We start from the raw sequence: 24,494 nt of genomic DNA on the forward strand, positions 1-24,494 counted from the left end.
CCCCGGTGGTTCAGGATGGCTCGGAGCCCGCAGGTGCAGAGGAGGTCGAGATGAGCGAGCCGATGGTCGTCGGCGGCCGGTACGAGCTGGGCGACCTGCTCGGACGCGGCGGGATGGCCGAGGTCCGCGGGGCCCTGGACCGTCGCCTCGGGCGTCGGGTGGCCGTGAAGCAGCTCCGCACCGACCTCGCCACCGACCCGACCTTCCAGGCCCGGTTCCGCCGCGAGGCCCAGTCCGCCGCCGGGCTGAATCACCCGACGATCGTGGCCGTATACGACACCGGCGAGGAGATCGAGCCGCGTACCGGCATCTCCATCCCCTACATCGTGATGGAGCTGGTGGAGGGCTCGACCCTGCGCGACGTGCTTCGCGACGGCCGCAAGATCCTCCCCGAGCGGGCCCTCGAGCTGACCCAGGGCGTGCTGGACGCGCTCAGCTACAGCCACAAGGCCGGCATCATCCACCGCGACATCAAGCCGGCCAACGTGATGCTCACCCCCACCGGTGGGGTGAAGGTGATGGACTTCGGCATCGCGCGGGCCGTGGCCGACACGTCTGCCACGATGACCCAGACCGCCGCGGTGATCGGCACGGCGCAGTACCTCTCGCCCGAGCAGGCCCGGGGCGAGACGGTGGACGCGCGCAGCGACATCTACTCGGCGGGCTGCCTGCTGTACGAGCTGCTGGTGGGGCGGCCGCCGTTCATCGGCGAGTCGCCGGTCAGCGTCGCCTACCAGCACGTCCGGGAGGCCCCGGTCCCGCCCAGCCAGCTCGACCCGGTCATCACCCCCGACATCGACGCCGTGACCCTCAAGGCCCTGGCCAAGGACCCGGCCGACCGCTACCAGTCGGCCCGGGAGATGAAGGCCGACATCAGCCGGGTGCTGGCCGGCCAGCAGACCACGGCGCTGGTACCCCGGGTGGCCGCCGCGGTCCCCGACCCGACTCCGACCCGGGTGGTGGCACCGCCGCCGGTCCCACCGACGCACGTGGTTCGCGACGAGGAGGAGCCCCGGCGACGGGTCGGTCTGGTCGTCGGGGTCGTCGCCCTCATCCTCGTGCTGCTGGGCGTCGGGGCGTACGCGCTCTCACGCACCCTCGGGCCCTCCACCCCGACCGTGCAGCTGGTCGCGGTGCCGAGCGTGCTGACCTACACCGAGACCCAGGCGCGGGACCGGTTGACCCAGCTCGGGCTGCAGACCGCCGTCCAGCGGGAGAACGGCAGCGAGAAGACGATCGGCACGATCACCGCGCAGGACCCGGTGGGTAGCACCCAGGTGGAACCCAACACCGTGGTCACCCTGACCCTCAACGTCGGGCCGAAGTCGGCCAAGGTGCCCGGGGACCTGGTCGGCTCCGACGTCGACGACGCCGCCGAGGCACTGAAGAAGGCCGGCTTCAGCAACGTCACCAAGGAACCCGCCAGCAGCGAGGACGCCGACGCCAAGAAGGACGAGGTCCTCTCGGTCAGCCCGGACGAGGGCGAGACAGCCGCGTTGGACGACAAGATCACGCTGACGTACGCGACCGGGGAGTCCGTCGTGCCGATCCTCACCGGGAAGACCCCGGCCCAGGCCCAGTCCGACGCGGCCACGGCCGGCTTCCCCAACGTGAAGGTCGAGACGCAGGAGACGTCCAAGGAGACCGCCGGCGTCGTCTTCAGGCAGAACCCGGACGCCGGTACGCGCGAGTCGCGGAGCAAGCAGCTGACCATCACCGTGGCCGTCGCGCCCGCGCCCGTCGTCTCACCGACCCCCACTCCGACGCCCACCGAGAAGACCACTCCATCGGTCAGCCCCTCCCCCAGCGCGAAGCCCGGCGGCTGAGGGCCGGCCATCATATAGAACGCCCGTACGATTGAGTGCTAGGCTGGCTGCGTGTCCAGCGTCGTGCAGACCTCGCTCTTCGACCTCGGCGACGAGTCCGGCGTCACCGGCCTGGGGCCGCTCGGCGGCATGGTCACCCGACAGGTGCTCGGCCGCGGGGCCTGGGTTGACCTGCTGCCCGGCTGGCTGAGCGGTGCCGACGCCCTGTTCGACGACCTGCTCACGGGCGTCCCCTGGCAGGCCGAGCGTCGTCAGATGTACGAGCGGGTGGTCGACGTGCCCCGGCTGCTCTGCTTCTACGGCGAGCAGGACACGCTGCCCAGCCCCGAGCTGACCACCGCCCGGCAGAGCCTGAACGCCCACTACGCCGACGAGCTGGGCGAGCCGTTCACCACCGCCGGTCTCTGCCTCTACCGCGACGGCCGCGACTCGGTGGCCTGGCACGGCGACACCATCGGGCGCGGCAAGACCACGGACACGATGGTGGCCATCGTCTCCCTCGGCTCGCCCCGGCACCTGATGCTGCGGCCGCGCGGGGGTGGGACCGCGGTCAAGCACCAGCTCGGCCACGGCGACCTGATCGTCATGGGCGGCTCCTGCCAGCGCACCTGGGAGCACGCCATCCCCAAGACCAGCCGGCCCGTCGGCCCCCGGATCAGCGTCCAGTTCCGCCCCCGCGGGGTGCGCTGAAGCGCGCGCCCATGACCGAGCTGCCGCTGTGGGCTGTCTCGTGGTCGCCTTCGGGACTCCTCTCTCAGCCTTTCTCGGGGTGCTGATCAGTCAGTGGCTCGCACGTCGGACAGCGAGGGAGGCCGACGCACGGAGACTCGGATCTTTGTGACTCAGGAGACCAGGTGTTCATCGACGCCGCCCTCTCGAGCGCGGTCCGTGAGCCCGCAGAGGAGATCGAGACCATCGAGGCTGCGGGCGACGCGGCGGAGGTCGTGGAGGACATCGATGACGACCAGGACTGACGGACAACACGGCAGCCGCCCTATCGTCGGATGTGGAAGACCACGACGAGGAGGCGAGCGGTGAGCAAGGGCAAGACCGTTCACGTGAGCTCAGCCCAGAAGCAGGCGGCCCAGGCTCTCGTCACCCGGAGCGCCAAGACGGGGCGCTCCGTCTCTCCATCCGTGTCGAAGATCGCTAACGCTCGCAACCCACGCGCAGCCGTTCCACCGGCCGCTGACCACCGTGGAGCAGTCTCTTCCTGAGCGGTCCTGGGCGAGGGCCGATGACGGTTTCAGCAGGGTCCTTACCTTGCGTCCAGGAGATGGTCAGCGGCGGGCCGACATCAGCGGCGCCATGTCTACGGCACGGGCCGGCGCGTCGGTGTCGCCGCAGAGGGCGAGCCAGTTGGCCAGCATCTGGTAGCCGCCCTCGGTCAGCACGGACTCGGGATGGAACTGGACGGCCTCGACGGCGAGCTCCCGGTGCCGGACGGCCATGATCACGCCACTGCCAGTGGTGGCCGTGACCTCGAGGACCGCCGGCATCGTGTCGGGCTCGATGGCCAGGGAGTGGTAGCGGGTCGCCGTGAACGGTGAGGGCAGTCCCGCGAGGACGCCCAGTCCGGCGTGGTCGATCAGCGACGTCTTGCCGTGCAGCAGCTCGGGCGCGCGGTCGACCACACCGCCGTACGCGACGCCGATGGACTGCAGACCCAGGCAGACACCGAAGATCGGCACCACCCCGCCCTGCTGCCGGACCACGTCGACGCACACGCCCGCCTCTTCCGGGGTGCCCGGACCCGGGGAGAGCAGGATTCCGTCGAAGCCGCGCACGAAGCCCGGGTCGGCGAAGCGAGCGTCGTCGTTGCGCCAGACCTCGACCTCGGCGCCGATCTGGGCGAGGTACTGCACCAGGTTGTAGACGAAGGAGTCGTAGTTGTCGATCACGAGGATCTTGGCGGCAGGCACCGGACCATTCTCCCTCAGCGTGGCGTGCTGGTGCCCTGCGTGGTGCCGGGTGAGGTGGTGCTGCTGCCGAGCGCCCGGGCGTACCGCAGGTCGAGCGACCCCTGGTGGGCCTCGAACTCGGCTCGCTTCACCGACTTCTCGGTGTAGACCAGCCCGTACGCGGCGACGTACTGCCGGTAGATCTGCAGCGTCGGCGACGCCTCCAGCGCCGCCTGCAGCCGGTCGGGCTCACCGATCGCGCTGATCACGTACGGCGGGGCGTACGGGATGCCGTGCAGCACGACGGTGTTGCCGACGCACTTGATCCCCGTGGTGGAGACGACCCGCTGCCCCTGGATGGTCATCGCCTCGGCACCACCGTTCCACAGCACGTTCGCCACCCCCTGGATGTCCTGCTGGTGCACCACGAGCAGGTCGGCGTCGATGCCGTCGGCGGCGACGGAGGCGGGCGCGTCGTCCAGGGTGACGGTGACGGCGGGCCCGTGGACCGCGGCGAAGCCGGCCTGCTGGGTGGCGCGCTCGAGCTCGGCCTGCAGCGACGAGCCGGAGTTCTGCGCGGCCGAGAGCTGGTCGACCTGGGCCCGGACCGCGCTCACCTGCCGGGTCAGGTCGGCGTTGCGGCGCGACTGCGACTGGACCAGGCTGACCAGGTCGGTGTTGCGACCCGGACGGAGGTCGGTGCCCCGCGCGTTCACCGCACTGACCACCACCAGCAGCCCGGCGAGCAGGCAGACCAGGCCGGTCAGCACCCGGTTGACCGGCCGTCGGTCCCGGTCGCGACGACGCTGGGCCGCGCGGGCCCGGACCAGTACGCGGCGCACCCGGCGCCAGGTCGGCCACACCCGGGCCGGGGACGGGGCCGGCGGCGAGGACGGGGTCGGTGCGGTCACGCGACTCCCTTCCCCAGCTGATGGACAGCCGAGAAATGGCTCCTGTCCAGGTCTTTGACTACGCTACAGACCGTCTAGCAAGGAGAGAGCGTGCCCGAGTCGAGAACACGCAAGTCGGCCGACGACAAGCAGAAGCTGAAAGCCCAGCGCGCCGCCAAGGCGCAGAAGGTCAAGGCACCGTCGAGCCGTCGGTGGGTTCCGCCCACCTTCATCACCGTCGGGCTGCTCGGGGTGGCGTGGCTGATCACCTACTACGTGGCCGGGACGACGATCCCCTACATGAAGGATCTGCGGAACTGGAACATCCTGATCGGGATGGGCGGGATGGCCGCCGCCTTCGGCATCGCCACCCTCTGGCGCTGACCGGCGGAGGGTGGCGCACCGACCCGAATCACAGAGGTGTAGTTCTCCACATCGTGGGGACAACTCTGTGGACAACGTGCCTCCCCGCGCTCAGCTCGACCGGGAGATCTTCGCGCTGGCGCTGCCCACCCTCGCGACGCTGGTCTCAGAACCCCTGCTGCTGCTGGCCGACTCCGCCATCGTCGGCCACCTCGGAACCGGCGAGCTAGCCGGGCTCGCCCTCGCCGCCAACGTGCTCGGCGTCCTGACGGGCCTCTCGATCTTCCTGGCCTACGCCACGACCGGTACCGTCGCTCGGCGGCTGGGCGCCGGGGACCGGAGCAGCGCGCTGAGCGGCGGCTTCGACGGACTCGTCCTGGCCGTCCTGATGGGCGCTGCGCTCTGCCTCGGGCTGCAGGCCCTGGTGCCGGTCGTGACGGCGGCCTACGGGGCCGACCCGGCCGTCACGTCCGCGGCCACCACCTACCTCCGGATCGCGGCCTTCGGGCTGCCGGCGGTCCTGCTGCTGCTGGCGGGCACCGGCGTGTTGCGGGGGCTGCAGGACACCCGCACCCCGCTCCGCGTGGTGGTCGCGGCCAACCTCGGCAACATCGGCCTCAACCTGGTGCTCGTGTACGGCTGGCACCTGGGCATCGCCGGCTCGGCCCTGGGCACCCTGATCGCCCAGACGGGCGCGGCGGCGGTTGTGGCCGCGGTCGTCCTCCGCCGGATGCGCGCCGCCGGCGCGACCCCCCGCTGGCGACCCCGGGCGGTGCTGGGAGCAGCCCGCGCCGGCAGCTGGCTGGTGCTGCGAACGGCCACCCTGCAGGGAGCCGTCACCTTGACCACCGTGGTCGCCGCGACCGCGGGCACGGTGGGACTGGCCGCTCATCAGGTCGTCCTCAGCCTGTGGGTGCTGCTCGCCTTCGCCCTGGACGCGGTCGCGATCGCCGGCCAGGCGCTCATCGGTCGCGCCCTCGGCGCGGGTGAGGTGGCGCTGGGCCGGGCGTTGACGCGCCGGATGCTGCTCTGGGGCGTGCTGGCCGGACTGGCCTTCGGGCTGACCGTCTGGCTGACCCGGCCGTTCTCCGTGGGTCTGTTCTCTCCCGACCCCGGCGTGCAGCAGCTCGTCGGCAGGGTGCTGCTGGTGGTCGCGGTCATCACCCCGCTCGCCGGCGTCGTCTACGTGCTCGACGGGGTCCTGATCGGCGCCGGCGACAGCCGCTACCTGGCCCTCGCGGGGCTGATCTCGCTCCTGGTCTACGTCCCGTTGGCCCTGCTCGTGCAGGCCCGGGCGGCCGGCCTGGTCTGGCTGTGGCTCGCGTACGGCGGCTTCACACTGGCCCGGATGGTCACGCTGACGCTGCGAGCCCGCACCGACGCCTGGATCCGCGTCGGGGCCTAGCCCGACGGCAACGTCCGCCAGTCGGCGAAGTCGAAGCCGGGTGAGACGACGCAGGACACCAGGGCCTCTCCATCGGCTGCCGGCTCGGCCGACTGCCAGGCGGACGCGGCTACCAGCACCTGCGGCTGCTGGCCGCCGACGACGTCGGAGCCCAGCAGCACCTCGGTGATCTCGGCGCCAGGGGCCTCGCCGGTGCCGCCGATCCGCAGCCGCAGCGGGACACCGGCGTGGTGGAGCCACAGCTCGGCGGAGCGGACCTGGTGCCACACCGACTGCTCGCCCGGGCCGAGCACGTAGTAGATGGCCGTGGCGGAGGATCTCGTGCCGCCGTCGGCTGCGGGCACGGAAACCTCGGAGGCCCAGGTCCGGCGGAACCAGCCGCCCTCCGGGTGCGGCTCGAGATCGAGCGCGGCGGCCAGCGCCGGCCGGGTCAGCCGTTCCACTCGACGGCCGCGATGTAGGTGGTCTGGTCGACCCGCTTGCGGGCCTCCATCCCACCGAGGATCATCACGAGCCCTCCGAGCAGGGCGAACGCCCAGGCGCTGCCGAGCAGGGTGGGGACACCCGCGGCCGTCAGCAGCTGGTAGCCGGTGACGGAGACGACAGCGCTGAGGGCCAGGAACCACCCGGACATCAGGAGGATGCGACGGATCCACAGACCGAGGGTCTCCGCGGCGAGGGCCCAGGTGGAGAAGAGCGCCATCAGCAGGCCGACCTCGTGCGCGGCCAGGCCGACATAGGTGATGTTGAGCCCCGCTGCGACGCCGGTCAGGTCGGCGCCGGCAAAGGCCGGGGCATCAGCCTGGGCCTTGATGAAGAACCGGCTGGCGGGGATCAGGGATCGGCCGTAGGCGTGGAAGTCCGCGACGGCGACGTGCGGCAGCAACGCGCTCAGCAGCATCAGCACGGCGGCCACGCCGCACACCACGCCGCGTCGCTGGTAACCGCGACGGCGTTGCTCGAGCGCCTCGGCGGTGGGAAGAATCACGCATCGACCTTACGCGAGGACCCAGACGGCCGGGACGCCCCGAGACCGAGGTCCCGGGGCGTCCGGCTGGCTGAGCTACTGGGCGACGACCGCGAGCTGGACGTGCGCGGTGACCGCGTCGTGCAGCTTGACCCCCACGGTGTGGGTGCCGACGGTCTTGATCGGCTTGATGATCTCGATGGCCCGCTTGTCCACCGAGACGTTGCCGGCCTTCTTGATCGCCGTGGCGACGTCACCAGGGGTGACGGCACCGAACAGCTTGCCGGTCTCGCCGGCCCGGACACCGAGCTCGACCTCGAGGCCCTCGAGTGCGGTCCGGACCTCCTGGGCGTGGTCGAGGCCACGGATCTCCCGGGCGTCACGGCTGCGCTTGATGCCGTCGATCTGCTTCTCACCACCACGGGTCCAGCGGATGGCCACGCCGCGCGGCACGAGGAAGTTACGGCCGTAGCCGTCACGCACCTCGACCACGTCGCCGGCCACCCCGAGGTTGTCCACGGCGGCAGTCAGGATGAGCTTCATCTGACGTCCCTCTCTCAGCGCGCCGTCGAGGCGTACGGCAGCAGCGCGACCTCGCGGGCGTTCTTGATGGCGATGGCGACCTTGCGCTGCTCCTGCACGCTCAGCCCGGTGACCCGGCGGGCGCGGATCTTTCCCCGCTCGGAGATGAACTTCCGCAGCGTGGCGGTGTCCTTGTAATCGATGTGCTGACCGGCGCGGAGCGGGTTCGACTTCTTCTTCGGGATGCGCTTCGCAGGTGGGGTGCTGGCCATTGTGGTGCTCTCCTCTCGAAAGCCCGGCGCGAGACCTGTGCTCGATTGCCGGAATGTGCCTGGTTAGGTGATGTGTCCTGACGCAGGCGTCAGAACGGGGGCTCTTCGCTCTGGGGCGTCGCCCAGGGGTCGGAGCCTTGGGACCGGTTGCCGCCGCCGCTGCTCGCGCCGGTCGCCCAGGGGTCGTCCCCCCCGGCGTTGCCGCCGCCGCTGTTGCTGCTGCTGCCGCCGCCGCTGTAACCGCCGCCGCCGCCCCCGGAAGGACGACCGCCGCCCTGGCCGCCGCCACCACCACCGGTGGTGCGGGTGACCTTGGCGGTGGCGTAGCGGAGCGCCGGTCCGACCTCGTCGACGTCGACCTCGAACACGGTGCGCTTCTCACCCTCGCGGGTCTCATAGCTCCGTGACTTCAGACGACCCTGGACGATGACCCGCATGCCCTTCTGCAGCGACTCGGCGACGTTCTCGGCCGCCTGCCGCCAGACGGCGCAGTTCAGGAACATCGCGTCCCCGTCCCGCCACTCGTTGCTCTGGCGGTCGAAGGTGCGCGGAGTCGACGCGACGGTGAAGTTCGCGACGGCTGCCCCCGAGGGAGTGAAGCGCAGCTCCGGGTCGGCGGTGAGGTTGCCGACCAGGGTGATGGGTGTTTCGCCTGCCATGGGGTCTCCCTGGGTTCGAGGAACGACGTGCGTTGAGTGAGGTGTCCGACCGACACGGATCCTGCCAGTCCGGACTGACGATGAACATCAGCCGGGCGAGCCTGTGGACAGCGCCGGACGGTCGCCTGTCCTGTGGACAGGCCCTCGCTCAGTGAGCGTCGGTGCGGATGACCTTGGTGCGCATGATCGACTCGTTGATGGAGAACTGACGGTCCATCTCCTTGACGTCGACCGAGTTGGCCTTGATCGTGATGACGGCGTAGATGCCCTCGGACTTCTTCTGGATCTCATACGCCAGCCGGCGACGACCCCAGACGTCCAGGCTGTCCACGGTGCCGCCACCCTTGGTGATGACGGTCAGGTACTGCTCGAGCGTGGGTTGGACGGAACGCTCATCGGTCTCAGGGTCGAGAATGACCATGACCTCGTAAGGGCGCATGCGCGAACTCCACCTCCTCTGGTCTCGGCGGCTACGGGACGTCCCCGTAGCAGGAGGGCGAATGCACACCGACCCACACGGGTGGGCGGTGCGTGCTGCCACCGACGGGCGGCAGCACAGCGGGCTAATCTACCGGCCCACCGGCCCAGCTGGCCAATTGCCCGAGGTCCGACCCCCACGTCACAGGCCAACGGACCTCCCTGCGCCGTCTGCAAGGGGCGCAACGGACGCCGCAGGCCTGTGACGTGGGGGTTGCCCGAGCCCCGGTGAGGTAGCGGCGCCATCGACCAGGGCCGGAGGGTCGAGGAGCTTGCCGACCCGGGCGGGAGGGGCGGGTCAGGCCGACGTACGGGCCGCCAGGACCCGGGCGGCCTCGCGGGGGGCGGCGGGGTTGAGCCGGCCGGCGCGCGAACCGGCGAGCTTGGCGGCGATGTGGTGGGCCACGGTCGTCGGGGCGTAGAGCTCCGGCTCGCCGGGACCGGAGCAGCCGGGCAGGGTGGTGATCACCGCGTCGGCGTTGCCGTCGTGGAAGAAGGCCGCAGACCGACGCCGACAGATGCTGCCGTCCACGACCGGCGGCTTCACCCGGTGCAGGGTGGAGAGCCAGCGCTCGTTGGTCCAGCGCGCGGTCAGGTCGCCGAGGTTGACCAGGAGCGCCCCGTCGGCGGGTGAGACGTCGTGCCAGCCGCCGTCGCTGCCGAGGACCTGCAGGCCGGCCACCTGGTCGGCCCACAGCACGGTCACGATCCCGAAGTCGGTGTGCTCACCCATCCCGGTGAGGTCGCCGTCGAGGTCGACGGTGCCGGGCGGCAGGGCGTAGTTGTTCATCCGCAGCACGTCGATGGAGTGGTCGGTGTAGCCGCCGAAGAAGTCCGGCTCGAGCCCGAGCGCGTCGGCGAAGACCCGGGTCAGCGTCCGCGCCACCCGTCCGGCCTCGCCGAAGTAGCGCTGCACCCGCCGCCGGAAACCGTCGACCTCGGGCCACAGGTTCTCCGCGTAGGTCTGGGGGTCGAGGCCGAGGCCCGGATGGTCGCTCGCGCTCGCACCGACGTTGAAGGCCTCGAAGAAGTCGTTCATCCGGGCGGCGGACTCGACCCCGAGGCTGAGGCTGAGCGACTCGCTCCTGGGCGCGGTGTAGCCACGGTTGGCCCCAGCCGGCGCCCGGGCGGCCAGCTTGGCGTCGAGCCCGAGGGCGAAGAAGTCGTCCATCGCTGCGGCGAGGCCGGCGACCACGTCGTCCGGGACGCCGTGACCGGTGACCTGGATGAAGCCGACCTGGCGGCAGGCGTCGTCGACGGCGCGGGCGGTGTCCGCGCGCTGCTCGGCGGTGCCGGCTCCGACGTAGGCCGAGATGTCGACGGTGGGGACGGTGAAGGGGGTGGTCATGACTGCTCCTAACGGCGAACTCGGACGGCGGACGAGTGTTTCCGTTAGCGACGCCCCGAAGGCGCGTCGGTCTCTGTGGGACTCAGGCCCCACGGTAGCCGAGGGACCGGAGCTGGTCGAGCCACTCCGCGGCGAGCTCGCGACCGTGCGGCAGCCGATCGCCCGGCTCCCAGCGCCAGGCCGTGTTCACCGCCAGGGCGAGGGCGCGGCAGTCGGTCAGCAGCTCATCGTCGACGTCCGGATAGTGCTCGGCCACCTCCTCCGGTGCGTAAGCGAGGTCGAACTCGACCGGCCCGCGACAGCAGGTCTCGAGGTCGATGAACAGGGGCCCGTGCTCGGTGGCGAGGACGTTCCCGGGGTGCGGCTCACCATGCAGCAGCTGATCGCGACCACCGCTCCCGCCAAACTCTGCCGCCCAGGGTGCGCAGGGTCTCGACCAGCAGCTCGCGATCCGCCTCCGCGAAGCCTGAGGACGGGTCGGGCCTCGCCACCAGCTGCTGGGCCTCTCGCACGCGGTCCATGACGTGCGGCGTCGCGCCCTCGAGAGTGCGCATCCCGGCGTGCAGCCGGGCGAGCGCCCGGGCATAGCCGGCCGGCGACACGGCGGCAGACGCGACGGACTCGTAGTGGGTCCAGAACGTGACCGCGAAGCCGTCACGCTCGTAGACGCTCGGCTCGACCCGAGGCTCGACCTCGGCCACCGGGCAGCCGACGGCCAGCAGCTGCCGAGCGAGGTCGAGCTCGAACTGCGCCACGTGCTGCCCGACGAGGGCCACCCGGGCGACGACATCGCACGGCAGCAGCCGGAGCGTCTGCTTGGTCGAGTCGTGCAGCACGACCACGTCGTCGACCCGCAGTCCGAGGGACGAGGCGATCCACGTGGCCGCCGTCATCATCGGCGTCACTCGTACACGAACATCTGCTCGCCGGGAAAGATCCAGGACAGGCCCTCGCGCAGCCGGTCGCGCCACGAGACCCAGTTGTGGCCGTCCCGGGACTCGACGTAGCTGACCTCCATCCCCGCGTCGGCGAAGACCTGCAGCATCGAGCGGTTGGGCACGATCAGGTCCTCGTAGACCCCGCAGGAGATGAAGAGCCGGTCCGCCACGCGCGTCGGCCGGGCGCGATAGCGGTTGACGAACCTCACCACGGGGTCGAAGGCCGGGTCCTCGCCGTGGTCCGCGCCGATGTCGGTGAAGACGAACGACCCCGACTGCAGCAGCAGGGCGCCGAACACGTCCGGGTAGCGGACGGCCGCGGACAGCGACGCCACCGCCCCGAAGCTCGACCCCATCAGGCACCGCGCGCCGGGACCCGCGGCGAGCGGCAGCTGCTCCTCCAGCTGGCCGACCAGCTCCGTGGCGATCCAGCGGGCGTGGGCGCTGGAGTTGGGGTACTCGGTGAGCCGCTCCCCGGGGTAGGTGAAGGCGACGACGGTCTCGGCCATGTCCAGGCGGTGGATGAGGTTGTCGAGGACGGTCTTCATCGACGCGTACGCGAGGAAGTCGCCACCGTCGTGCACGACCAGCAGCGGGTAGCGGGTGGTCCGGCGGAAGCGGGCCGGCAGGTAGACCGTGACCCGGTTCTCCCGCCGCTGCGCCCGGCTCGGCAGGGTCAGCTCGATGAGCTCGCCCTGGCGGGCGTCGGGGTCGAAGACGGCCCAGTCGGGGGTGGTGTAGCCCTGGCCGTAGCAGACCGACGAGGCACCGAACGGGCCGTCGGCGGTCCGCGGGTTGGCCGGGTCGTTGAACCGCTGCCACTCCCCGTCCCCGCCGAAGGCGTCTGGATGACGGCGAAGCTCGAACTGGTACTCCACGCGGGAGTCCGGCGGGATCTCGACCACCACGTACCAGAGATCGGTGCCCGTCAGCCGGCGCATCGGCAGGTCGCCGGGCAGCCCGACCACCCGGTGCCGGACGTAGACGGCGTCCGCCTCGCAGCGGACGGCGAAGGTGCAGCGACGGCCCTCGACGATGGGGAACTCGTGCCGCGCGAAGAAGCGCTCGAGCATGGCGTCGGCGGGCTCGCCCTCGGTCGCCAGCCGCCGCAGCCGGTCCCGCAGCCGGTTCACGGCCAGCTTGCGCCGGGTGGACTTGCCGGCGCCCGCGATCAGAGACACGCCCGGTGAGCTGGTCACGCGACCGCCTCGTCGACCACGTCCGCCTCGGCGGCCACCCCGCCGGCGAGGGTCAGCCGCGGAGCCGACGGCGGCAGGGTCCCGTCCGCGCCGAGGTCCAGGCGCGCGCCGTCGTTCAGGATCACGGCCCGGCGCGGGGCCAGCCGGCGGGCCAGCAGGCCGACGTGATCGTGGTCGTCCAGGCGGAGTCGACGCCGCGCGTGCGGCAGGACCACGAGGCCGGAGTAGGCGCCCACCCCCGCGGCGTAGACCTCGGCCGGCCGGTCCCCGTAGGGCGGATGATCATGGAACAGCACCACCCGCTCACTCAGCGCCATCGCCCCGGCCGACCAGGCGATCACGGGGAAGTCGATCATGCCCGTGTTGATCATGCTCGTGTTGATCATGCTCGTGTTGATCATACCCGTGTTGATCATGCCGGTGTTGATCATGCCGGTGCGTAGCCGGTCGGCCACCCCGAACAGGTTCAACAGGTGCAGCAGGATCGCGACGTGACCGCCGGTGACGACCAGGCCGGCGCTGTCGTCGAGCATGCGGGCGACCTCGGCCCGGTGTCGGTCGACCGCTTCAGTGCCCCCGGCGCGCACCCGCTCGGCGGCCTCCTCCCGCAGCTGCTGACCGCAGCGCAGGTTCCACTCGTCCAGCGTCCGCAGGGCCGCGACCTCGTCCTCGTGGGCGGCGGTCCGCAGGCTCTCGTCCCGGACCTGTCGACGGACCGCGGCCACCGCCGTCAGCGACGACAGCAGGCGGAGCCGGTAGGCCGTCCGGAGCTCGCTGAGAGAGTCCGACAGCCACTGTTGGCTCTCGTCGAAGGCGGCGTCCTCCTCGCGGAGCGACTGCCAGCGTCGGTGCAGCTCGAGGTTGAGCAGCCGGCCACCGAGCACCTCGTCCAGCTCCCTGGTGTCGGCCTCGCGCTCGAGCCAGCCGGCGTTGACGGCCGCTACCGGGCCCTGGGGCACCAGCTCCGCGACCGCCGACCGAGCGCCTGAGGCCCGGCGCTGCGGCCCGAGGAGCGTGACCTTCATGCCTGCTGACCAGGGCGGAGCCGCCGGATCGCGGTCGGGGGGCGCTTCACGCCGAGATGTTACCCAGATCGTCTGCCATCTCCCCTCGGCTGGCCCGCCCGCCGGTTACGCTGCTGCCGACTTGATCTCGGGACCTCATCCAAGGAGCACCACTCATGACGCAGTACCCACCGGGCCCCGTCGCTCAGCCGGCCAACGTCCCCGGTAAGACCCTCGGCCTCGTCGGCCTGATCCTGGCGATCATCCCGTGCACGGCCCTGATCGGACTGGTCCTCAGCATCGTGGCCTTCGTGCAGGCCCGCGGCGTGGGCATCAAGAACAACCAGGCCCTGGCCGGCATCATCGTGGCCGCGGCCTGGCTGGTGATCAGCCTGATCGTCAACCTCACCTCCGGTGTCTTCAGCACCCTGATGAACCGCTGACCTCAGCACCCGCAGCTCGGGGCACCGACCTCGTGGTCGGTGCCCCGAACTGTGTCACCGGCCGCTACTAGGGTCGGCGGCATGACATCCCTGGTGATCGGTGGGCACGGCGAGCAGGCGGACCCGGTGGCCGAGGCCCAGGCGCGCTCGGCCAGCCTGGCGCAGTTCTTCCTGGGCGACCCGCAGGGGTGGAAGGGACCGGAGGTCGCCTACCCGGGCGGGCCCGTCGCCCTGCGCGAGGCGGCCGAGCAGGCCGGCGTGACGCTGGTCGTGCACGCGCCGTACGTGCTGAACGTGGCCACGAGCAACAACCGGATCCGCATCCCGAGCCGTAAGTTCCTCCAGCAGTACCTGCACGCGGCCGCCGAGGTCGGGGCGGTCGGCCTCGTCGTGCACGGCGGGCACGTGCTCAAGTCCGACGACCCGGAGACCGGCTTCGACAACTGGCGCAAGTGCGTCGAGCGGCTGGAGCTGCCCGTGCCCCTGCTGATCGAGAACACCGCGGGTGGTGACAACGCCATGGCCCGCCGGCTGGACCGGTTGGCCCGGCTCTGGGACGCCGTCGGCGCGGCCGCGGACGCCGACCGGGTCGGCTTCTGCCTGGACACCTGCCACGCCCACGCCGGCGGCGAGGAGCTGGTCGGGCTGGTGGACCGCGTCCGGGCCATCACCGGCCGGATCGACCTGGTGCACGCCAACGACTCCCGCGACGCCTTCGACTCCGGAGCCGACCGGCACGCCAACCTCGGGGACGGCCACCTGGACGCCGAGGCGCTGGCCGAGGTCGTGCGGCTGGCCGGGGCACCCGTGGTGGTGGAGACGCCGGGGGGCCGCGACGGCCAGGCCGCCGACATCGCCTGGCTCCGACAGATCGCCGGGTGAAGCTTCCGACACCGGGTGGGTTGGGGCTGGGGGCGCCGTCGCCTGCCTCCGCCGGTCGGAGTGGTCGGCTTCCGCCGGACGGCGTGATGACCAAGGTCTGCGCCGGCAGACCTGGTCAGGCTGGCTCCTCTAACCAGGCAGCTGGAGCTTGACCGGGGTGTCCCGCTCGCCGTCGCTGAACAGGCAGCGGAACATCCTGACGTCGCCGTCGCCGGCCTGGGGGGGCAGCACCTCGACCTGCCAGGTGGTGCTCCGGTCCCCTCCGGTGGTGAGCGAGCGTCGCAGCACCTCCCTGGTGCAGAGCCGTTTGACCTGCGTTGCGGCCTCCAGCTGCGACTGCTGACGGACCTCGGTCGTCAGCGGCCCCGCGACGAAGGTCTGCTGCACATGGGTACGGTCGCAGGCCGCCACCGTCCCCTGGTTGGGACTGTCGAACGCCCCGCGCACGCCAACCCAGCACTCCGGCTCCGTGGGGCAGAAGGCCTTCTCTCCCAAGGCCGCCGAGCAGTCGGCGAAGTTCGCCGGCAGGGCAAGGGTCGGAGACGGGCTCGGCGACGAGGGGCTGGGCTCGACGCTCCCGGGTGCACTGGTGCCGGGCGAGACCGGCGCCGGGGCGGCGGCGTCCGGGGTGTCGACGGCCCGCAGGACCACGGCGATCAGCACGATCACCACGGCCAGCGCCGCGAGCACCCCCAGCAGGGCACGACGGGTTCCGCTCCGCTCACGATCACCGTCCGGCCCTTGGCGCGACCCGTCCGCAGAGCCCACGGCGGCCGGCTGGTCCTCGACCCCGGTCCCGGCGGGCCGGCCGTCCAGCGGGAGCGCAGCCAGCCGCCGGCCGAACTCGGCGGCGTCAGGGCGGGCCTCCGGGTTCTCGGCCAGGGCGTCGATCAGCAGCTGCATCAGACCGGGGTCGACCTCGGGCAGCGGCTCGACCGGCAGCTGCTGCAGCTCGAGGACCTCCGCCAGCGTCGGGGTCCCCTCCTCGGGCCAACGGGGCGGGCGGCCGCCGAGCAGCGCGTACATCGTGGCGGCCAGGGAGTAGACGTCGCCGGTGGCGACGGGGGGCTGCCGACGCAGGATCTCCGGCGCCGTGTACGCGGGCGTCAGGGCCTCGAAGGCCTCCTCGGGCGGGGTCTCGGGCCCGGCGATCGCCGCCAGCCCGAAGTCGGCCAGACCGACGTTGTCGTAGCGGTCGACGAGGATGTTGGCCGGCTTGACGTCGCGGTGCAGGACGCCGCGGGCGTGGGTGGCGGCCAGCGCGTCCGCGATCTGCAGACCGATCTCGCGGACCCGCTGAGCCCTCAGCCGCTCCTCGGGCTTCAGGTAGCGGGTCAGGGAGCCCCCGGTGCACAGGTCCATCACCAGGTACGGTCGGCCGTCGGGCAGGATGTTGGCGTCGTGCACGGTGATGATGCCGCGGTGCGCCGACATCCGACCGGCCGCTCCGGCCTCGCGGCGGAACCGTTGCCGCTCCGCCTCGTCGTCGAGCTTCCGCTGGTCGATCTTGACCGCCACCAGCCGGTCCAGGGTCTCCTGGCGGGCCTCCCACACCACGGCGAAGCCACCGCGCGCCAGCGGACGCCAGTCGGTAAGCCCCGGGATGTGGGGAGGTTTGATCGCCACCGGCCCAAGATAGACGGACCGTCCGGTCCCGGTGCCTCATCCCCGAAACCCTCAGCCGTTCCTGAGCCACACCTCCCGGGCCACAGCGAGCCGCCCTGTCACCGGCGCCCGCTACTGTCACCGCATGAGTCGCAGCGTCTACGTGGCCTCACCCGAAGGTCTGACGGGCAAATCGGCCGTGGCGCTCGGGCTGGTCGACGCCCTGACCCGCGAGGTCGGCTCGGTCGGGGTGTTCCGACCACTGACCACCGCCGGCAGCCTGGACGAGTCCGAGGACCTGGACCTCGTCGTCGATCTGCTGGTGAACCAGCCGGGCATGAGCCAGAGCTACGCCGACGCGCTGGGCGTCACCTACGAGGCCGCCCGGCACGACCCCGACGAGGCGCTGCACGTCATCGTCGAGCGCTTCGGACGGCTGAGCGAGCGCTTCGAGGTGGTGATCGTCCTCGGCTCGGACTACACCGACGTCTCGACCGGCACCGAGCTCTCCCTCAACGCCAAGATCGCGGCGAACCTGGGCTCCCCGGTCGTGCTCGTCGTCCACGGCCGGGAGCGGACGCCGGAGCAGATCTCCGCCGCCGCCGAGGGGGCCATCGCCGAGCTGCGGGCCAACCACGCCCAGGTGGTCGCCGTGGTGGCCAACCGGGTCGAGGCCGACGCGGTCACCGCGATCAAGGCCGAGCTGGCCTCGCTGACCCCATCCGGCGCCGACGAGCTGCTGATCGCGGCCATCGCCGACAACCCGATCCTGTCGGCCCCGACGTTCCGCGCCCTGGTCGAGGCCGGCCAGGGCGAGCTGACGCTGGGCAACGAGAGCTGGATGGACCGCGAGGCGCTGGGCATCATCGTGGCCGCGATGAGCCTGCCCAACGTCCTCGACCGGCTCGGACCCGACGTCGCGGTGATCGCCCCCAGCGACCGGACCGACCTCATCCCCGGGCTGATGCTGGCCCACCAGAGCGGCACCTTCCCGGCGCTGGCCGGCATCCTCCTGACCGGCGGCTACCCCTTGCCCGACAGCATCCGGCGGCTGTCGGCGGGCGTCGAGTCCGACCTGCCGATCGCGCTGACCGACCTCGGCACCTTCACCACCGCCGAGCGCCTGACCCGGGTCCGCGGCCCGATGACCAAGACCTCGACGCGCAAGATCGAGGTGGCCCGGCGGCTGTTCGCCGAACAGGTCGACCAGGCAGGTCTGCTGGCCGCGATCGACGTCCCCCGTTCGGAGGTGCGGACGCCACTGATGTTCGAGTACCAGCTGGCCGAGCGGGCCCGCGCCGACCGCCAGCACATCGTGCTGCCCGAGAGCTCCGACGACCGCATCCTCGAGGCGGCCGAGATCCTGCTGCGGCGCGGGGTCGCGCAGCTCACGCTCCTCGGCGAGGAGACGGCAGTCCGCGCGCGGGCCTCGGTGCTGGGCCTGGACCTGGACGAGGCGTCGGTGGTCTCACCGACCGACCCCGAGCTGGTCGAGCGCTTCGCCGTCGCGTACGCCGAGGCCCGGGCGCACCGGGGGATGACCCTGGACAAGGCCCGCGACACCGTCACCGACATCTCCTACTTCGCCACGTTGATGGTGCACCTGGGGCTGGCCGACGGGATGGTCTCCGGCGCCGCGCACACCACGGCGCACACCATCCGGCCGGCGCTGGAGTTCGTGAAGACCCGGCCGGGCGTGGCCACCGTGTCCAGCGTCTTCCTGATGTGCCTGGCCGACCGGGTGCTGGTCTACGGCGACTGCGCGGTCATCCCCGAGCCGACGACCGAGCAGCTGGCCGACATCGCCCTGTCCTCGGCCGACACCGCCCGGCAGTTCGGGATCGAGCCGCGGGTGGCGATGCTGTCCTACTCCACCGGCAGCTCGGGCGCCGGCGCGGAGGTGGAGAAGGTGCGCGCGGCCACCGCCCTGGTCACCGAGCGGGCGCCGGACCTGCCGCTGGAGGGGCCGATCCAGTACGACGCGGCGGTCGATCTCGACGTGGCCCGGGCCAAGCTGCCCGGCTCGGACGTGGCAGGTCGGGCGACCGTCTTCGTCTTCCCCGATCTCAACACGGGCAACAACACCTATAAGGCCGTGCAGCGCAGCGCGCACGCCGTCGCCATCGGCCCGGTGCTGCAGGGTCTGCGCAAACCCGTCAACGACCTGTCGCGCGGAGCGCTGGTGGACGACATCGTCAACACCGTGGCCATCACCGCCGTCCAGGCCCAGGCGGTCCGCCACCAGACCGCGGCGCCCCAGGCCTCGGCATGACCGGGCCCGATGGTCGCGCTCCGCGCTCGGCGGCCCCGGTCCTGGTGCTGAACGCCGGGTCGTCCAGCCTCAAGTACCAGCTGGTCGTTCCCGGTTCCGGCGAGGTGGTCGCCAAGGGGACGGTCGAGCGGATCGGCGAGGACGGCAGCGACGTCGCCGACCACACCGCCGCCGTCCGCCAGATGACCGCGGAGCTCACGGCTCAGGGCCTTGAGCTGGCCAGCGCCGGCGTCCGGGCCGTCGGTCACCGGGTGGTGCACGGCGGACCCGACTTCTCCGACCCGGTGGTTATCACCGACGCGGTGGTCGACCAGATCCGCGACCTCAGCCCCCTCGCCCCGCTGCACAACCCGGGCGCCGTCGCCGGGATCGAGGCGGCGCGGGCCCAGCTGGACGTGCCGCACGTCGCCGTCTTCGACACCGCCTTCTTCGCCGGCCTGCCGCCAGCCGCCGCGACGTACGCGATCCCGCGGGAGCTGGCCGAGCGGTACCGGATCCGCCGCTACGGCATGCACGGCACCTCACACCGCTACGTGTCCCGCGCCGTCCCGGGCCTGGTGGGGCGTCCGCTGGCCGAGCTCAACCAGATCGTGCTGCACCTGGGCAACGGCGCTTCCGCGTCCGCGGTCCGGGGCGGTCAGGCGGTCGACACCTCGATGGGCCTGACGCCGCTGCAGGGGCTGGTGATGGGGACCCGTTCGGGCGACGTCGATCCCGGCCTGCACCCTTACCTGAGCCGGGAGGCCGGGCTGACGGTGGACGAGATCGACACCGTACTGAACAAGCAGTCCGGCCTGAAGGGGCTGAGCGGGGTCAACGACTTCCGCGCCTTGCAGGAGCTCCGCGAGGCCGGGGATGCCGGTGCCGAGCTGGCCTTCGGTGTGTACGTGCACCGGCTCAAGCACTACCTCGGCGCCTACCTCGCCGTCCTCGGTCGGCTCGACGTCCTCACCTTCACCGCGGGGGTGGGCGAGAACAACGCCGCCGTCCGCACTGCCGTCCTGGTCGGGCTGGAGGGACTGGGGATCTCCCTCGAGCCCGCCCGCAACGAGGCAGCCAGCCGCGAAGCCCGCGTCATCTCCCCCGACGGCTCGCCTGTCACCGTGGCGGTGGTTCCCACCAACGAGGAGCTCGAGATCGCCCGCCAGACCCTCGCCCTGCTCGCCCTCCCCGCGCCCTGATCCTGTCGAGGGGCTCCTGACCTACGCTGACCCGGTGACGACGGCGCTGGTGACGGGCGGGACATCAGGGATCGGGGCGGCGTTCGCGCGGGCCCTGGCGGCGCGCGGAGACGACCTGGTCCTGGTGGCCAGGGACGCCGACCGGCTGCGCAGCACGGCCGCCGAGCTGCAGCGGAGCCACGGGATCACCGTCGAGGCCCTCGCCGCCGACCTGGCCGTCCGGGAGGACGTCGAGCGGGTCGCGCAGCGCCTGGCCGAGGTCGAGCGTCCGGTCGACCTGCTGGTCAACAACGCCGGCTTCGGCATCCGCTCGCGGCTGGTCAGTGCGGACCTGTCGGCCTTCGAGCAGGGGTATGAGGTGATGGTGCACGCCCTGATGGTGCTGAGCGCGGCGGCCGGGAGGGCGATGACCGACCGTGGGCACGGCGCGATCGTCAACGTCGGCAGCACGGCGGCCTACACCACCATGGGTTCCTACGCCGCCCTGAAGGCGTTCGTCGGCGTCTACACCGAGGCGCTGGCCAACGAGCTGCGGGGCACCGGGGTGACCGCGACCGTGCTGGCCCCCGGCTGGGTGCGGACCGAGTTCCACGAGCGGGCCGACATCGGCACCGGCAAGATCCCCGCTGCGCTGTGGCTGAACGCCGACGACCTGGTGGCCGAGTGCCTGCGCGACGTCGCGGCCGGTCGCGTCCTCTCCATCCCCTCGAGGCGCTACCAGGCCCTGATCTGGGCGGCGCGGCTGGCTCCCCGCGTGCTGGTCCGGCGCGCCTCGGTGCTGCTCTCCTCCGGCCGGCACTGAGACTCACGCGACGCCGCACCGGCCATTGGATGAACACCGGAGGACGCTTCGGTTACTGTGGCAATGTGTCCAACCGCAGTCGATACACCTCGCCCGTGCACGCCGGCGCGCGGTTCGTGGCGCAGCGGCTGATCCTCAAGCCCTTCATCCGGCGCAAGACCACGGTGACCGTCCGGGGACTGGAGCACCTCGAGGGGGTGCACGGCGGATTTGTGGTGGTGTCCAACCACACGTCGCACCTGGACGCTCCGCTGATCATCACCTCCCTGCCCGAGAAGCTGTCCCGCTACGTCGCGGCCGGCGCCGCGGCGGACTATTTCTTCGACGTGTGGTGGCGCAAGGGCCTGACCGCCCTCTTCTTCAACGCCTTTCCCGTGGACCGGACCGGTCTCCGCGGCCGCAAGGGCCTGGCCACCAGCCTGCTCGACGATGGCGTTCCCCTGCTGCTGTTCCCCGAGGGCACGCGTTCGCGGACCGGCGAGATCGGCGCGTTCAAGCCCGGTGCCGCCGCGCTGTGCATCAGCCGTGACGTCCCCTGCCTGCCGGTGGCCATCGTCGGCGCCGCGGCCGCGATGCCCTACGGGAAGAACTGGCCCGACCGCGGCCGGCCCCCGGTCCACGTCACCTTCGGCGAGCCGTTGCGGCCCGAGGACGGCGAGAGTGTCGCCCAGTTCTCGGAGCGGATCGCCAAAGAGGTCCGTGGGTTGATCGACGACACCACGACCTACATCGCCACCCTCGGCTGAGGGCTCTTGCCCGCTCCGGCAAGATGGACGGCGGACCGCGGCGGCCAGAGCGGGCCGTACCGGGTCATCAGAAGGAGAAACGCATGCCTGCCGTGAAGCACATGAAGTGGTACGGCTGGGGTGTGGAGGGCACCAGCTTCCACCACGAGGACAAACCTGCCCTGCAGCCGTTTGTGCTCGAGATCATCGACCTGGACCTGAACGCCCCTGCCGGCAAGCAGCCCCGGCTGGAGGACCTGCCGATCCCCACCCCCCGCATCGGTGACGAGCTGCTCGAGCAGCTGACCGAGGCGGTCGGCGTCGAGAACACGGTCAGCAGCGACGAGGACCGGATCGTCCACACGTACGGCAAGAGCATCCGGGACCTGATGCGGCTCCGGGGCGGCGACATCCCGCGGGTGCCCGACGTCGTGGTCTACCCCGCGGACGAGGCCGAGGTACAGCTGGTCGTCGACCTCGCCATCGCCGCGGACGCCGTGCTGATCCCCTTCGGGGGCGGCAGCAACATCTCCGGCAGCCTGCAGGCGCCCGAGGACGAGACGCGGACCGTCATCTCGGTCGACCTGGGCCGGCTCAACAAGCTCATCGACATCGACGAGGAGTCCGGGCTGGCCTGGATCCAGGCCGGTGCGCTCGGCCCGGACCTGGAGGAGCAGCTGAACGCCCGCGGCTGGACCCTGGGCCACTTCCCCGACAGCTTCACCCACTCCACGCTCGGCGGCTGGGTCGCCACCCGGTCCTCGGGCATGCAGTCGGACAAGTACGGCGATATCGCCGACATCACCCGGGGCCTGCGGATGGTGATGCCCGGCCGCGTGCTGGTGCTCCGCGGGCTGCCGAGCACCTCCACCGGCCCGAGCGTCCGCGAGATGGTCCTTGGCTCCGAGGGTCGGCTCGGCGTCATCACCGAGGTGACCGTCCAGGTGCACCGGATCCCTGAGGAACGGCTCATCCTCGGCTACCTCTTCCCCTCCTTCGAGGCCGGCGTGGCCGCGATGCAGGAGATCTCGACCAGCGACGCCGCCCCGTCGATCACCCGGGTGTCGGACGCCGGCGAGACGCGCTTCTCCTTCTCCACCCGGAAGAAGAGCAAGGGCATCTCGGTGTCCGGGCTGGTCAGCAAGGGCCTCTTCACGGTGCTGGAGCGCCGCGGCTGGGACCTGAGCGCGGTCTGCCTCTCCTTCGTGGGCTACGAGGGCGGGCCGGACCACGTCTCCCGGCAGAAGTCGATCGTCAAGAAGATCATCGCCTCGCACGGCGGCATCGTCCTGGGCAAGGGCCCGGGCGAGCTCTACGACCAGAAGAAGTTCGACACCCCCTACATCCGCGACTTCCTGCTGGACCGGGGCGCGGCGGCCGACGTCTCCGAGACGGCGGCGCCGTGGTCGAAGCTGGTGCCGATGTATGACAACGTCACCGCCGCGGCCAAGAAGGCCTTCGCCCAGATCGGCGTGCAGGGCTGGATCATGTGCCACCTCTCGCACTCCTACCACTCGGGTGCCTGCCTGTACTTCACCTTCGCCTTCCGGCACGACGGCCAGGACCCGCTGGGCCGCTACGACGTGGTCAAGTCCGCCATCCAGCAGGCGTTCATCGACACCGACGGCACCCTCTCCCACCACCACGGCGTCGGTAGCGAGCACTCGCCCTGGCTGGAGCAGGACATCTCGGCGGCCGGGGTGCACCTGATGGAGGGGCTCTTCGCCGGCGCGGACCCGGGGCGCAACCTCAACCCGGGCAAGATCACCGTCAGCCCACCGACGTCGCGAGCCTGAGCCACCGAGAGTGAACGACGGTGAGGAGTACCCCTCCTTCGTTTACTGCTCATCCGGAGATCTGTCCTCATGCCCCCTCGTGACCAGTTCCGCGCACTGCTGGTCGCCGTCGTCTGGGGCCTGAACTTCCCGGCCACCACGATCGCGCTCGAGCACTTCCCGCCGATGCTGATGGTGGCACTCCGGTTCATCCTGGTGGCCGTCCCGGCCCTGGTCTTCGTGCCGCGACCGCGGGTGCCGCTGCGCTGGCTGCTGGGCGTGGGGCTGGGCATCGGGTTGCTGCAGTTCGCGTTCCTCTACGTCGGGATCGCCGCCGGGATGCCGAGCGGACTGGCGTCGCTGGTGCTCCAGGCGTCCGCGCCGTTCACGGTCCTGCTGGGCGGGCTGTGGCTGCGCGAGCGCCTCAGCCGCCGACAGGGCATCGGGATCGCGGTGGCCGTGCTGGGCCTGGCGGTGATCGCGGTCCACCGCGCGCAGGTGGCGGCGCTGCTGCCTGTCCTGCTGACGCTGTGCGGCGCACTCGGCTGGGCGTTCGGCAACGTCTGCAGCCGACAGGCGCGGGCGCCCAAGCCGTTGCACCTGACCCTGTGGATGTCGATCGTCCCGCCGGTCCCCATGCTGGTGCTGTCGCTGCTCTTCGAGGGTCCGCACCGGATCGCCGACTCATTGCGCACCAGCCTGACCCTCGAGGCGCTGCCGTCGGTGCTCGGCCTGCTCTACATCGTGGTGATCGCCACCGGGGTGGGCTACGGGATCTGGAACATCCTGCTCTCCCGCCACCCGTCCAGCGTGGTCGCGCCGTTCTCGATGCTGGTGCCGGTGGTCGGCGTGCTCAGCTCGTGGCTGTTCTTCGACGAGCTGCCCGACCTCGTCGAGCTCGTCGCCGGCGTGGCCGTGGTCGGCGGCGTGCTCTACGCCTCCCGCCCGCCACGCGTCCTCCTCGAGAACCCGGTCGTAGCGGTTACACACTCGTCACGCACCTCGCCTTGAATAGGGCCCACCCCGACCGGAGGCTGT

Annotated in this window: 25 protein-coding genes and 1 pseudogene; 12 read left to right on the forward strand and 14 right to left on the reverse strand. The window is 71.5% G+C overall.

The features are described from left to right. Positions 1-50: 50 nt before the first annotated feature. Both pknB and ACFE7W_RS08350 read left to right on the forward strand, forming a co-directional pair. A complete protein-coding gene (gene pknB, locus ACFE7W_RS08345) occupies positions 51-1,826 on the forward strand; it encodes a Stk1 family PASTA domain-containing Ser/Thr kinase (RefSeq protein ID WP_375424308.1) in 1,776 nt (591 codons plus the stop codon). 51 nt (positions 1,827-1,877) lie between these two features. Further along, positions 1,878-2,516, forward strand: a complete 639-nt coding sequence (locus tag ACFE7W_RS08350) for an alpha-ketoglutarate-dependent dioxygenase AlkB (RefSeq protein WP_375424309.1) — start codon at positions 1,878-1,880, stop codon at positions 2,514-2,516. Between the two features lie 590 nt (positions 2,517-3,106). On the opposite strand, the gene ACFE7W_RS08355 is transcribed toward ACFE7W_RS08350, so the two are convergent. Next, entirely contained in the window at positions 3,107-3,748 is a 642-nt protein-coding gene (locus tag ACFE7W_RS08355; RefSeq protein WP_375424310.1) for an aminodeoxychorismate/anthranilate synthase component II, read from the reverse strand. A 14-nt stretch (positions 3,749-3,762) separates the two neighbouring features. After that, positions 3,763-4,638: a DUF881 domain-containing protein gene (locus ACFE7W_RS08360; RefSeq protein WP_375424311.1), complete on the reverse strand. Its 876-nt coding sequence runs from the start codon at positions 4,636-4,638 to the stop codon at positions 3,763-3,765. A 90-nt stretch (positions 4,639-4,728) separates the two neighbouring features. On the opposite strand from ACFE7W_RS08360, the gene ACFE7W_RS08365 reads away from it, so the two are divergent. After that, entirely contained in the window at positions 4,729-5,001 is a 273-nt protein-coding gene (locus ACFE7W_RS08365; protein WP_375424312.1) for a cell division protein CrgA, read from the forward strand. 67 nt (positions 5,002-5,068) lie between these two features. Further along, positions 5,069-6,385 carry an MATE family efflux transporter gene (locus tag ACFE7W_RS08370; protein WP_375424313.1) on the forward strand — a complete coding sequence of 439 codons (1,317 nt, stop codon included), beginning with the start codon at positions 5,069-5,071 and terminating at the stop codon, positions 6,383-6,385. Here ACFE7W_RS08370 and ACFE7W_RS08375 read toward each other — a convergent pair. The 11 genes and pseudogenes from ACFE7W_RS08375 to ACFE7W_RS08425 all read right to left on the reverse strand — a co-directional run bounded on the left by ACFE7W_RS08375 (position 6,382) and on the right by ACFE7W_RS08425 (position 13,792). Continuing rightward, on the reverse strand, positions 6,382-6,828 hold the full coding sequence (locus ACFE7W_RS08375) for a cupin domain-containing protein (RefSeq protein ID WP_375424314.1): 447 nt from the start codon (positions 6,826-6,828) through the stop codon (positions 6,382-6,384). The genes ACFE7W_RS08370 and ACFE7W_RS08375 overlap by 4 nt on opposite strands. Further along, positions 6,816-7,373, reverse strand: a complete 558-nt coding sequence (locus tag ACFE7W_RS08380) for a hypothetical protein (protein WP_375424315.1) — start codon at positions 7,371-7,373, stop codon at positions 6,816-6,818. Before ACFE7W_RS08380 ends, ACFE7W_RS08375 begins: the two co-directional genes overlap by 13 nt. Positions 7,374-7,448: 75 nt before the next feature. Then, positions 7,449-7,895 carry a 50S ribosomal protein L9 gene (rplI, locus tag ACFE7W_RS08385; protein WP_375424316.1) on the reverse strand — a complete coding sequence of 149 codons (447 nt, stop codon included), beginning with the start codon at positions 7,893-7,895 and terminating at the stop codon, positions 7,449-7,451. 14 nt (positions 7,896-7,909) lie between these two features. Continuing rightward, positions 7,910-8,146 carry a 30S ribosomal protein S18 gene (gene rpsR / locus ACFE7W_RS08390; RefSeq protein ID WP_375424317.1) on the reverse strand — a complete coding sequence of 79 codons (237 nt, stop codon included), beginning with the start codon at positions 8,144-8,146 and terminating at the stop codon, positions 7,910-7,912. Positions 8,147-8,235: 89 nt separating this feature from the next. Continuing rightward, positions 8,236-8,805, reverse strand: a complete 570-nt coding sequence (locus tag ACFE7W_RS08395) for a single-stranded DNA-binding protein (RefSeq protein ID WP_375424318.1) — start codon at positions 8,803-8,805, stop codon at positions 8,236-8,238. Positions 8,806-8,953: 148 nt separating this feature from the next. Further along, on the reverse strand, positions 8,954-9,244 hold the full coding sequence (rpsF, locus tag ACFE7W_RS08400) for a 30S ribosomal protein S6 (RefSeq protein ID WP_375424319.1): 291 nt from the start codon (positions 9,242-9,244) through the stop codon (positions 8,954-8,956). Positions 9,245-9,580: 336 nt separating this feature from the next. Next, positions 9,581-10,630, reverse strand: coding sequence for an isopenicillin N synthase family dioxygenase (locus ACFE7W_RS08405; protein WP_375424320.1), 1,050 nt, complete (start codon positions 10,628-10,630; stop codon positions 9,581-9,583). A gap of 82 nt (positions 10,631-10,712) precedes the next feature. Then, positions 10,713-10,886 (reverse strand): hypothetical protein, encoded by a 174-nt coding sequence (locus ACFE7W_RS08410; RefSeq protein ID WP_375424878.1) that lies wholly within the window; start codon positions 10,884-10,886, stop codon positions 10,713-10,715. 66 nt (positions 10,887-10,952) lie between these two features. Beyond that, positions 10,953-11,420 (reverse strand): annotated as a pseudogene (locus tag ACFE7W_RS08415) (hypothetical protein); the annotation flags it as partial. A 111-nt stretch (positions 11,421-11,531) separates the two neighbouring features. Continuing rightward, positions 11,532-12,767: an alpha/beta hydrolase-fold protein gene (locus ACFE7W_RS08420; RefSeq protein ID WP_375424321.1), complete on the reverse strand. Its 1,236-nt coding sequence runs from the start codon at positions 12,765-12,767 to the stop codon at positions 11,532-11,534. Continuing rightward, positions 12,764-13,792, reverse strand: coding sequence for a hypothetical protein (locus tag ACFE7W_RS08425; protein WP_375424322.1), 1,029 nt, complete (start codon positions 13,790-13,792; stop codon positions 12,764-12,766). Before ACFE7W_RS08425 ends, ACFE7W_RS08420 begins: the two co-directional genes overlap by 4 nt. A gap of 155 nt (positions 13,793-13,947) precedes the next feature. Here ACFE7W_RS08425 and ACFE7W_RS08430 point away from each other — a divergent pair, with 155 nt between their 5' ends. Together ACFE7W_RS08430 and ACFE7W_RS08435 are read left to right on the forward strand one after the other, a co-directional pair. Then, positions 13,948-14,214, forward strand: coding sequence for a hypothetical protein (locus ACFE7W_RS08430; RefSeq protein ID WP_375424323.1), 267 nt, complete (start codon positions 13,948-13,950; stop codon positions 14,212-14,214). An 81-nt stretch (positions 14,215-14,295) separates the two neighbouring features. Next, complete coding sequence (locus ACFE7W_RS08435) at positions 14,296-15,096, forward strand: deoxyribonuclease IV (RefSeq protein WP_375424324.1); 801 nt, start codon at positions 14,296-14,298, stop codon at positions 15,094-15,096. A gap of 129 nt (positions 15,097-15,225) precedes the next feature. Here the strand turns inward: ACFE7W_RS08435 and ACFE7W_RS08440 are convergent, their stop codons facing one another. Further along, on the reverse strand, positions 15,226-16,722 hold the full coding sequence (locus tag ACFE7W_RS08440) for a serine/threonine-protein kinase (RefSeq protein WP_375424325.1): 1,497 nt from the start codon (positions 16,720-16,722) through the stop codon (positions 15,226-15,228). A gap of 124 nt (positions 16,723-16,846) precedes the next feature. Here ACFE7W_RS08440 and pta point away from each other — a divergent pair, with 124 nt between their 5' ends. From pta to ACFE7W_RS08470, 6 genes are all read left to right on the forward strand, one after another. Beyond that, on the forward strand, positions 16,847-18,973 hold the full coding sequence (gene pta, locus ACFE7W_RS08445; RefSeq protein ID WP_375424326.1) for a phosphate acetyltransferase: 2,127 nt from the start codon (positions 16,847-16,849) through the stop codon (positions 18,971-18,973). Then, complete coding sequence (locus ACFE7W_RS08450) at positions 18,970-20,154, forward strand: acetate kinase (protein WP_375424327.1); 1,185 nt, start codon at positions 18,970-18,972, stop codon at positions 20,152-20,154. The genes pta and ACFE7W_RS08450 overlap by 4 nt, the downstream gene beginning before the upstream one ends. 34 nt (positions 20,155-20,188) lie before the next feature. Beyond that, positions 20,189-20,956, forward strand: a complete 768-nt coding sequence (locus ACFE7W_RS08455; RefSeq protein ID WP_375424328.1) for an SDR family NAD(P)-dependent oxidoreductase — start codon at positions 20,189-20,191, stop codon at positions 20,954-20,956. A 65-nt stretch (positions 20,957-21,021) separates the two neighbouring features. Then, on the forward strand, positions 21,022-21,702 hold the full coding sequence (locus ACFE7W_RS08460) for a lysophospholipid acyltransferase family protein (protein ID WP_375424329.1): 681 nt from the start codon (positions 21,022-21,024) through the stop codon (positions 21,700-21,702). A gap of 83 nt (positions 21,703-21,785) precedes the next feature. Then, positions 21,786-23,477, forward strand: a complete 1,692-nt coding sequence (locus ACFE7W_RS08465) for an FAD-binding oxidoreductase (protein WP_375424330.1) — start codon at positions 21,786-21,788, stop codon at positions 23,475-23,477. A gap of 69 nt (positions 23,478-23,546) precedes the next feature. Further along, positions 23,547-24,467, forward strand: coding sequence for an EamA family transporter (locus tag ACFE7W_RS08470; RefSeq protein WP_375424331.1), 921 nt, complete (start codon positions 23,547-23,549; stop codon positions 24,465-24,467). Positions 24,468-24,494: the final 27 nt, after the last annotated feature.

The organism is uncultured Friedmanniella sp. (assembly GCF_964244285.1).
Classification (GTDB): Bacteria; Actinomycetota; Actinomycetes; order Propionibacteriales; family Propionibacteriaceae; genus Microlunatus.

Coding starts and splice junctions, on each gene's coding strand:
- pknB (WP_375424308.1), top strand. CDS start 51: ATGAGCGAGCCGATGGTCGTCGGCGGCCGGTACGAGCTGGGCGACCTG.
- rplI (WP_375424316.1), bottom strand. CDS start 7,895: ATGAAGCTCATCCTGACTGCCGCCGTGGACAACCTCGGGGTGGCCGGC.
- rpsR (WP_375424317.1), bottom strand. CDS start 8,146: ATGGCCAGCACCCCACCTGCGAAGCGCATCCCGAAGAAGAAGTCGAAC.
- ACFE7W_RS08395 (WP_375424318.1), bottom strand. CDS start 8,805: ATGGCAGGCGAAACACCCATCACCCTGGTCGGCAACCTCACCGCCGAC.
- rpsF (WP_375424319.1), bottom strand. CDS start 9,244: ATGCGCCCTTACGAGGTCATGGTCATTCTCGACCCTGAGACCGATGAG.
- ACFE7W_RS08405 (WP_375424320.1), bottom strand. CDS start 10,630: ATGACCACCCCCTTCACCGTCCCCACCGTCGACATCTCGGCCTACGTC.
- ACFE7W_RS08425 (WP_375424322.1), bottom strand. CDS start 13,792: ATGAAGGTCACGCTCCTCGGGCCGCAGCGCCGGGCCTCAGGCGCTCGG.
- ACFE7W_RS08430 (WP_375424323.1), top strand. CDS start 13,948: ATGACGCAGTACCCACCGGGCCCCGTCGCTCAGCCGGCCAACGTCCCC.
- ACFE7W_RS08435 (WP_375424324.1), top strand. CDS start 14,296: ATGACATCCCTGGTGATCGGTGGGCACGGCGAGCAGGCGGACCCGGTG.
- pta (WP_375424326.1), top strand. CDS start 16,847: ATGAGTCGCAGCGTCTACGTGGCCTCACCCGAAGGTCTGACGGGCAAA.
- ACFE7W_RS08450 (WP_375424327.1), top strand. CDS start 18,970: ATGACCGGGCCCGATGGTCGCGCTCCGCGCTCGGCGGCCCCGGTCCTG.
- ACFE7W_RS08465 (WP_375424330.1), top strand. CDS start 21,786: ATGCCTGCCGTGAAGCACATGAAGTGGTACGGCTGGGGTGTGGAGGGC.
- ACFE7W_RS08470 (WP_375424331.1), top strand. CDS start 23,547: ATGCCCCCTCGTGACCAGTTCCGCGCACTGCTGGTCGCCGTCGTCTGG.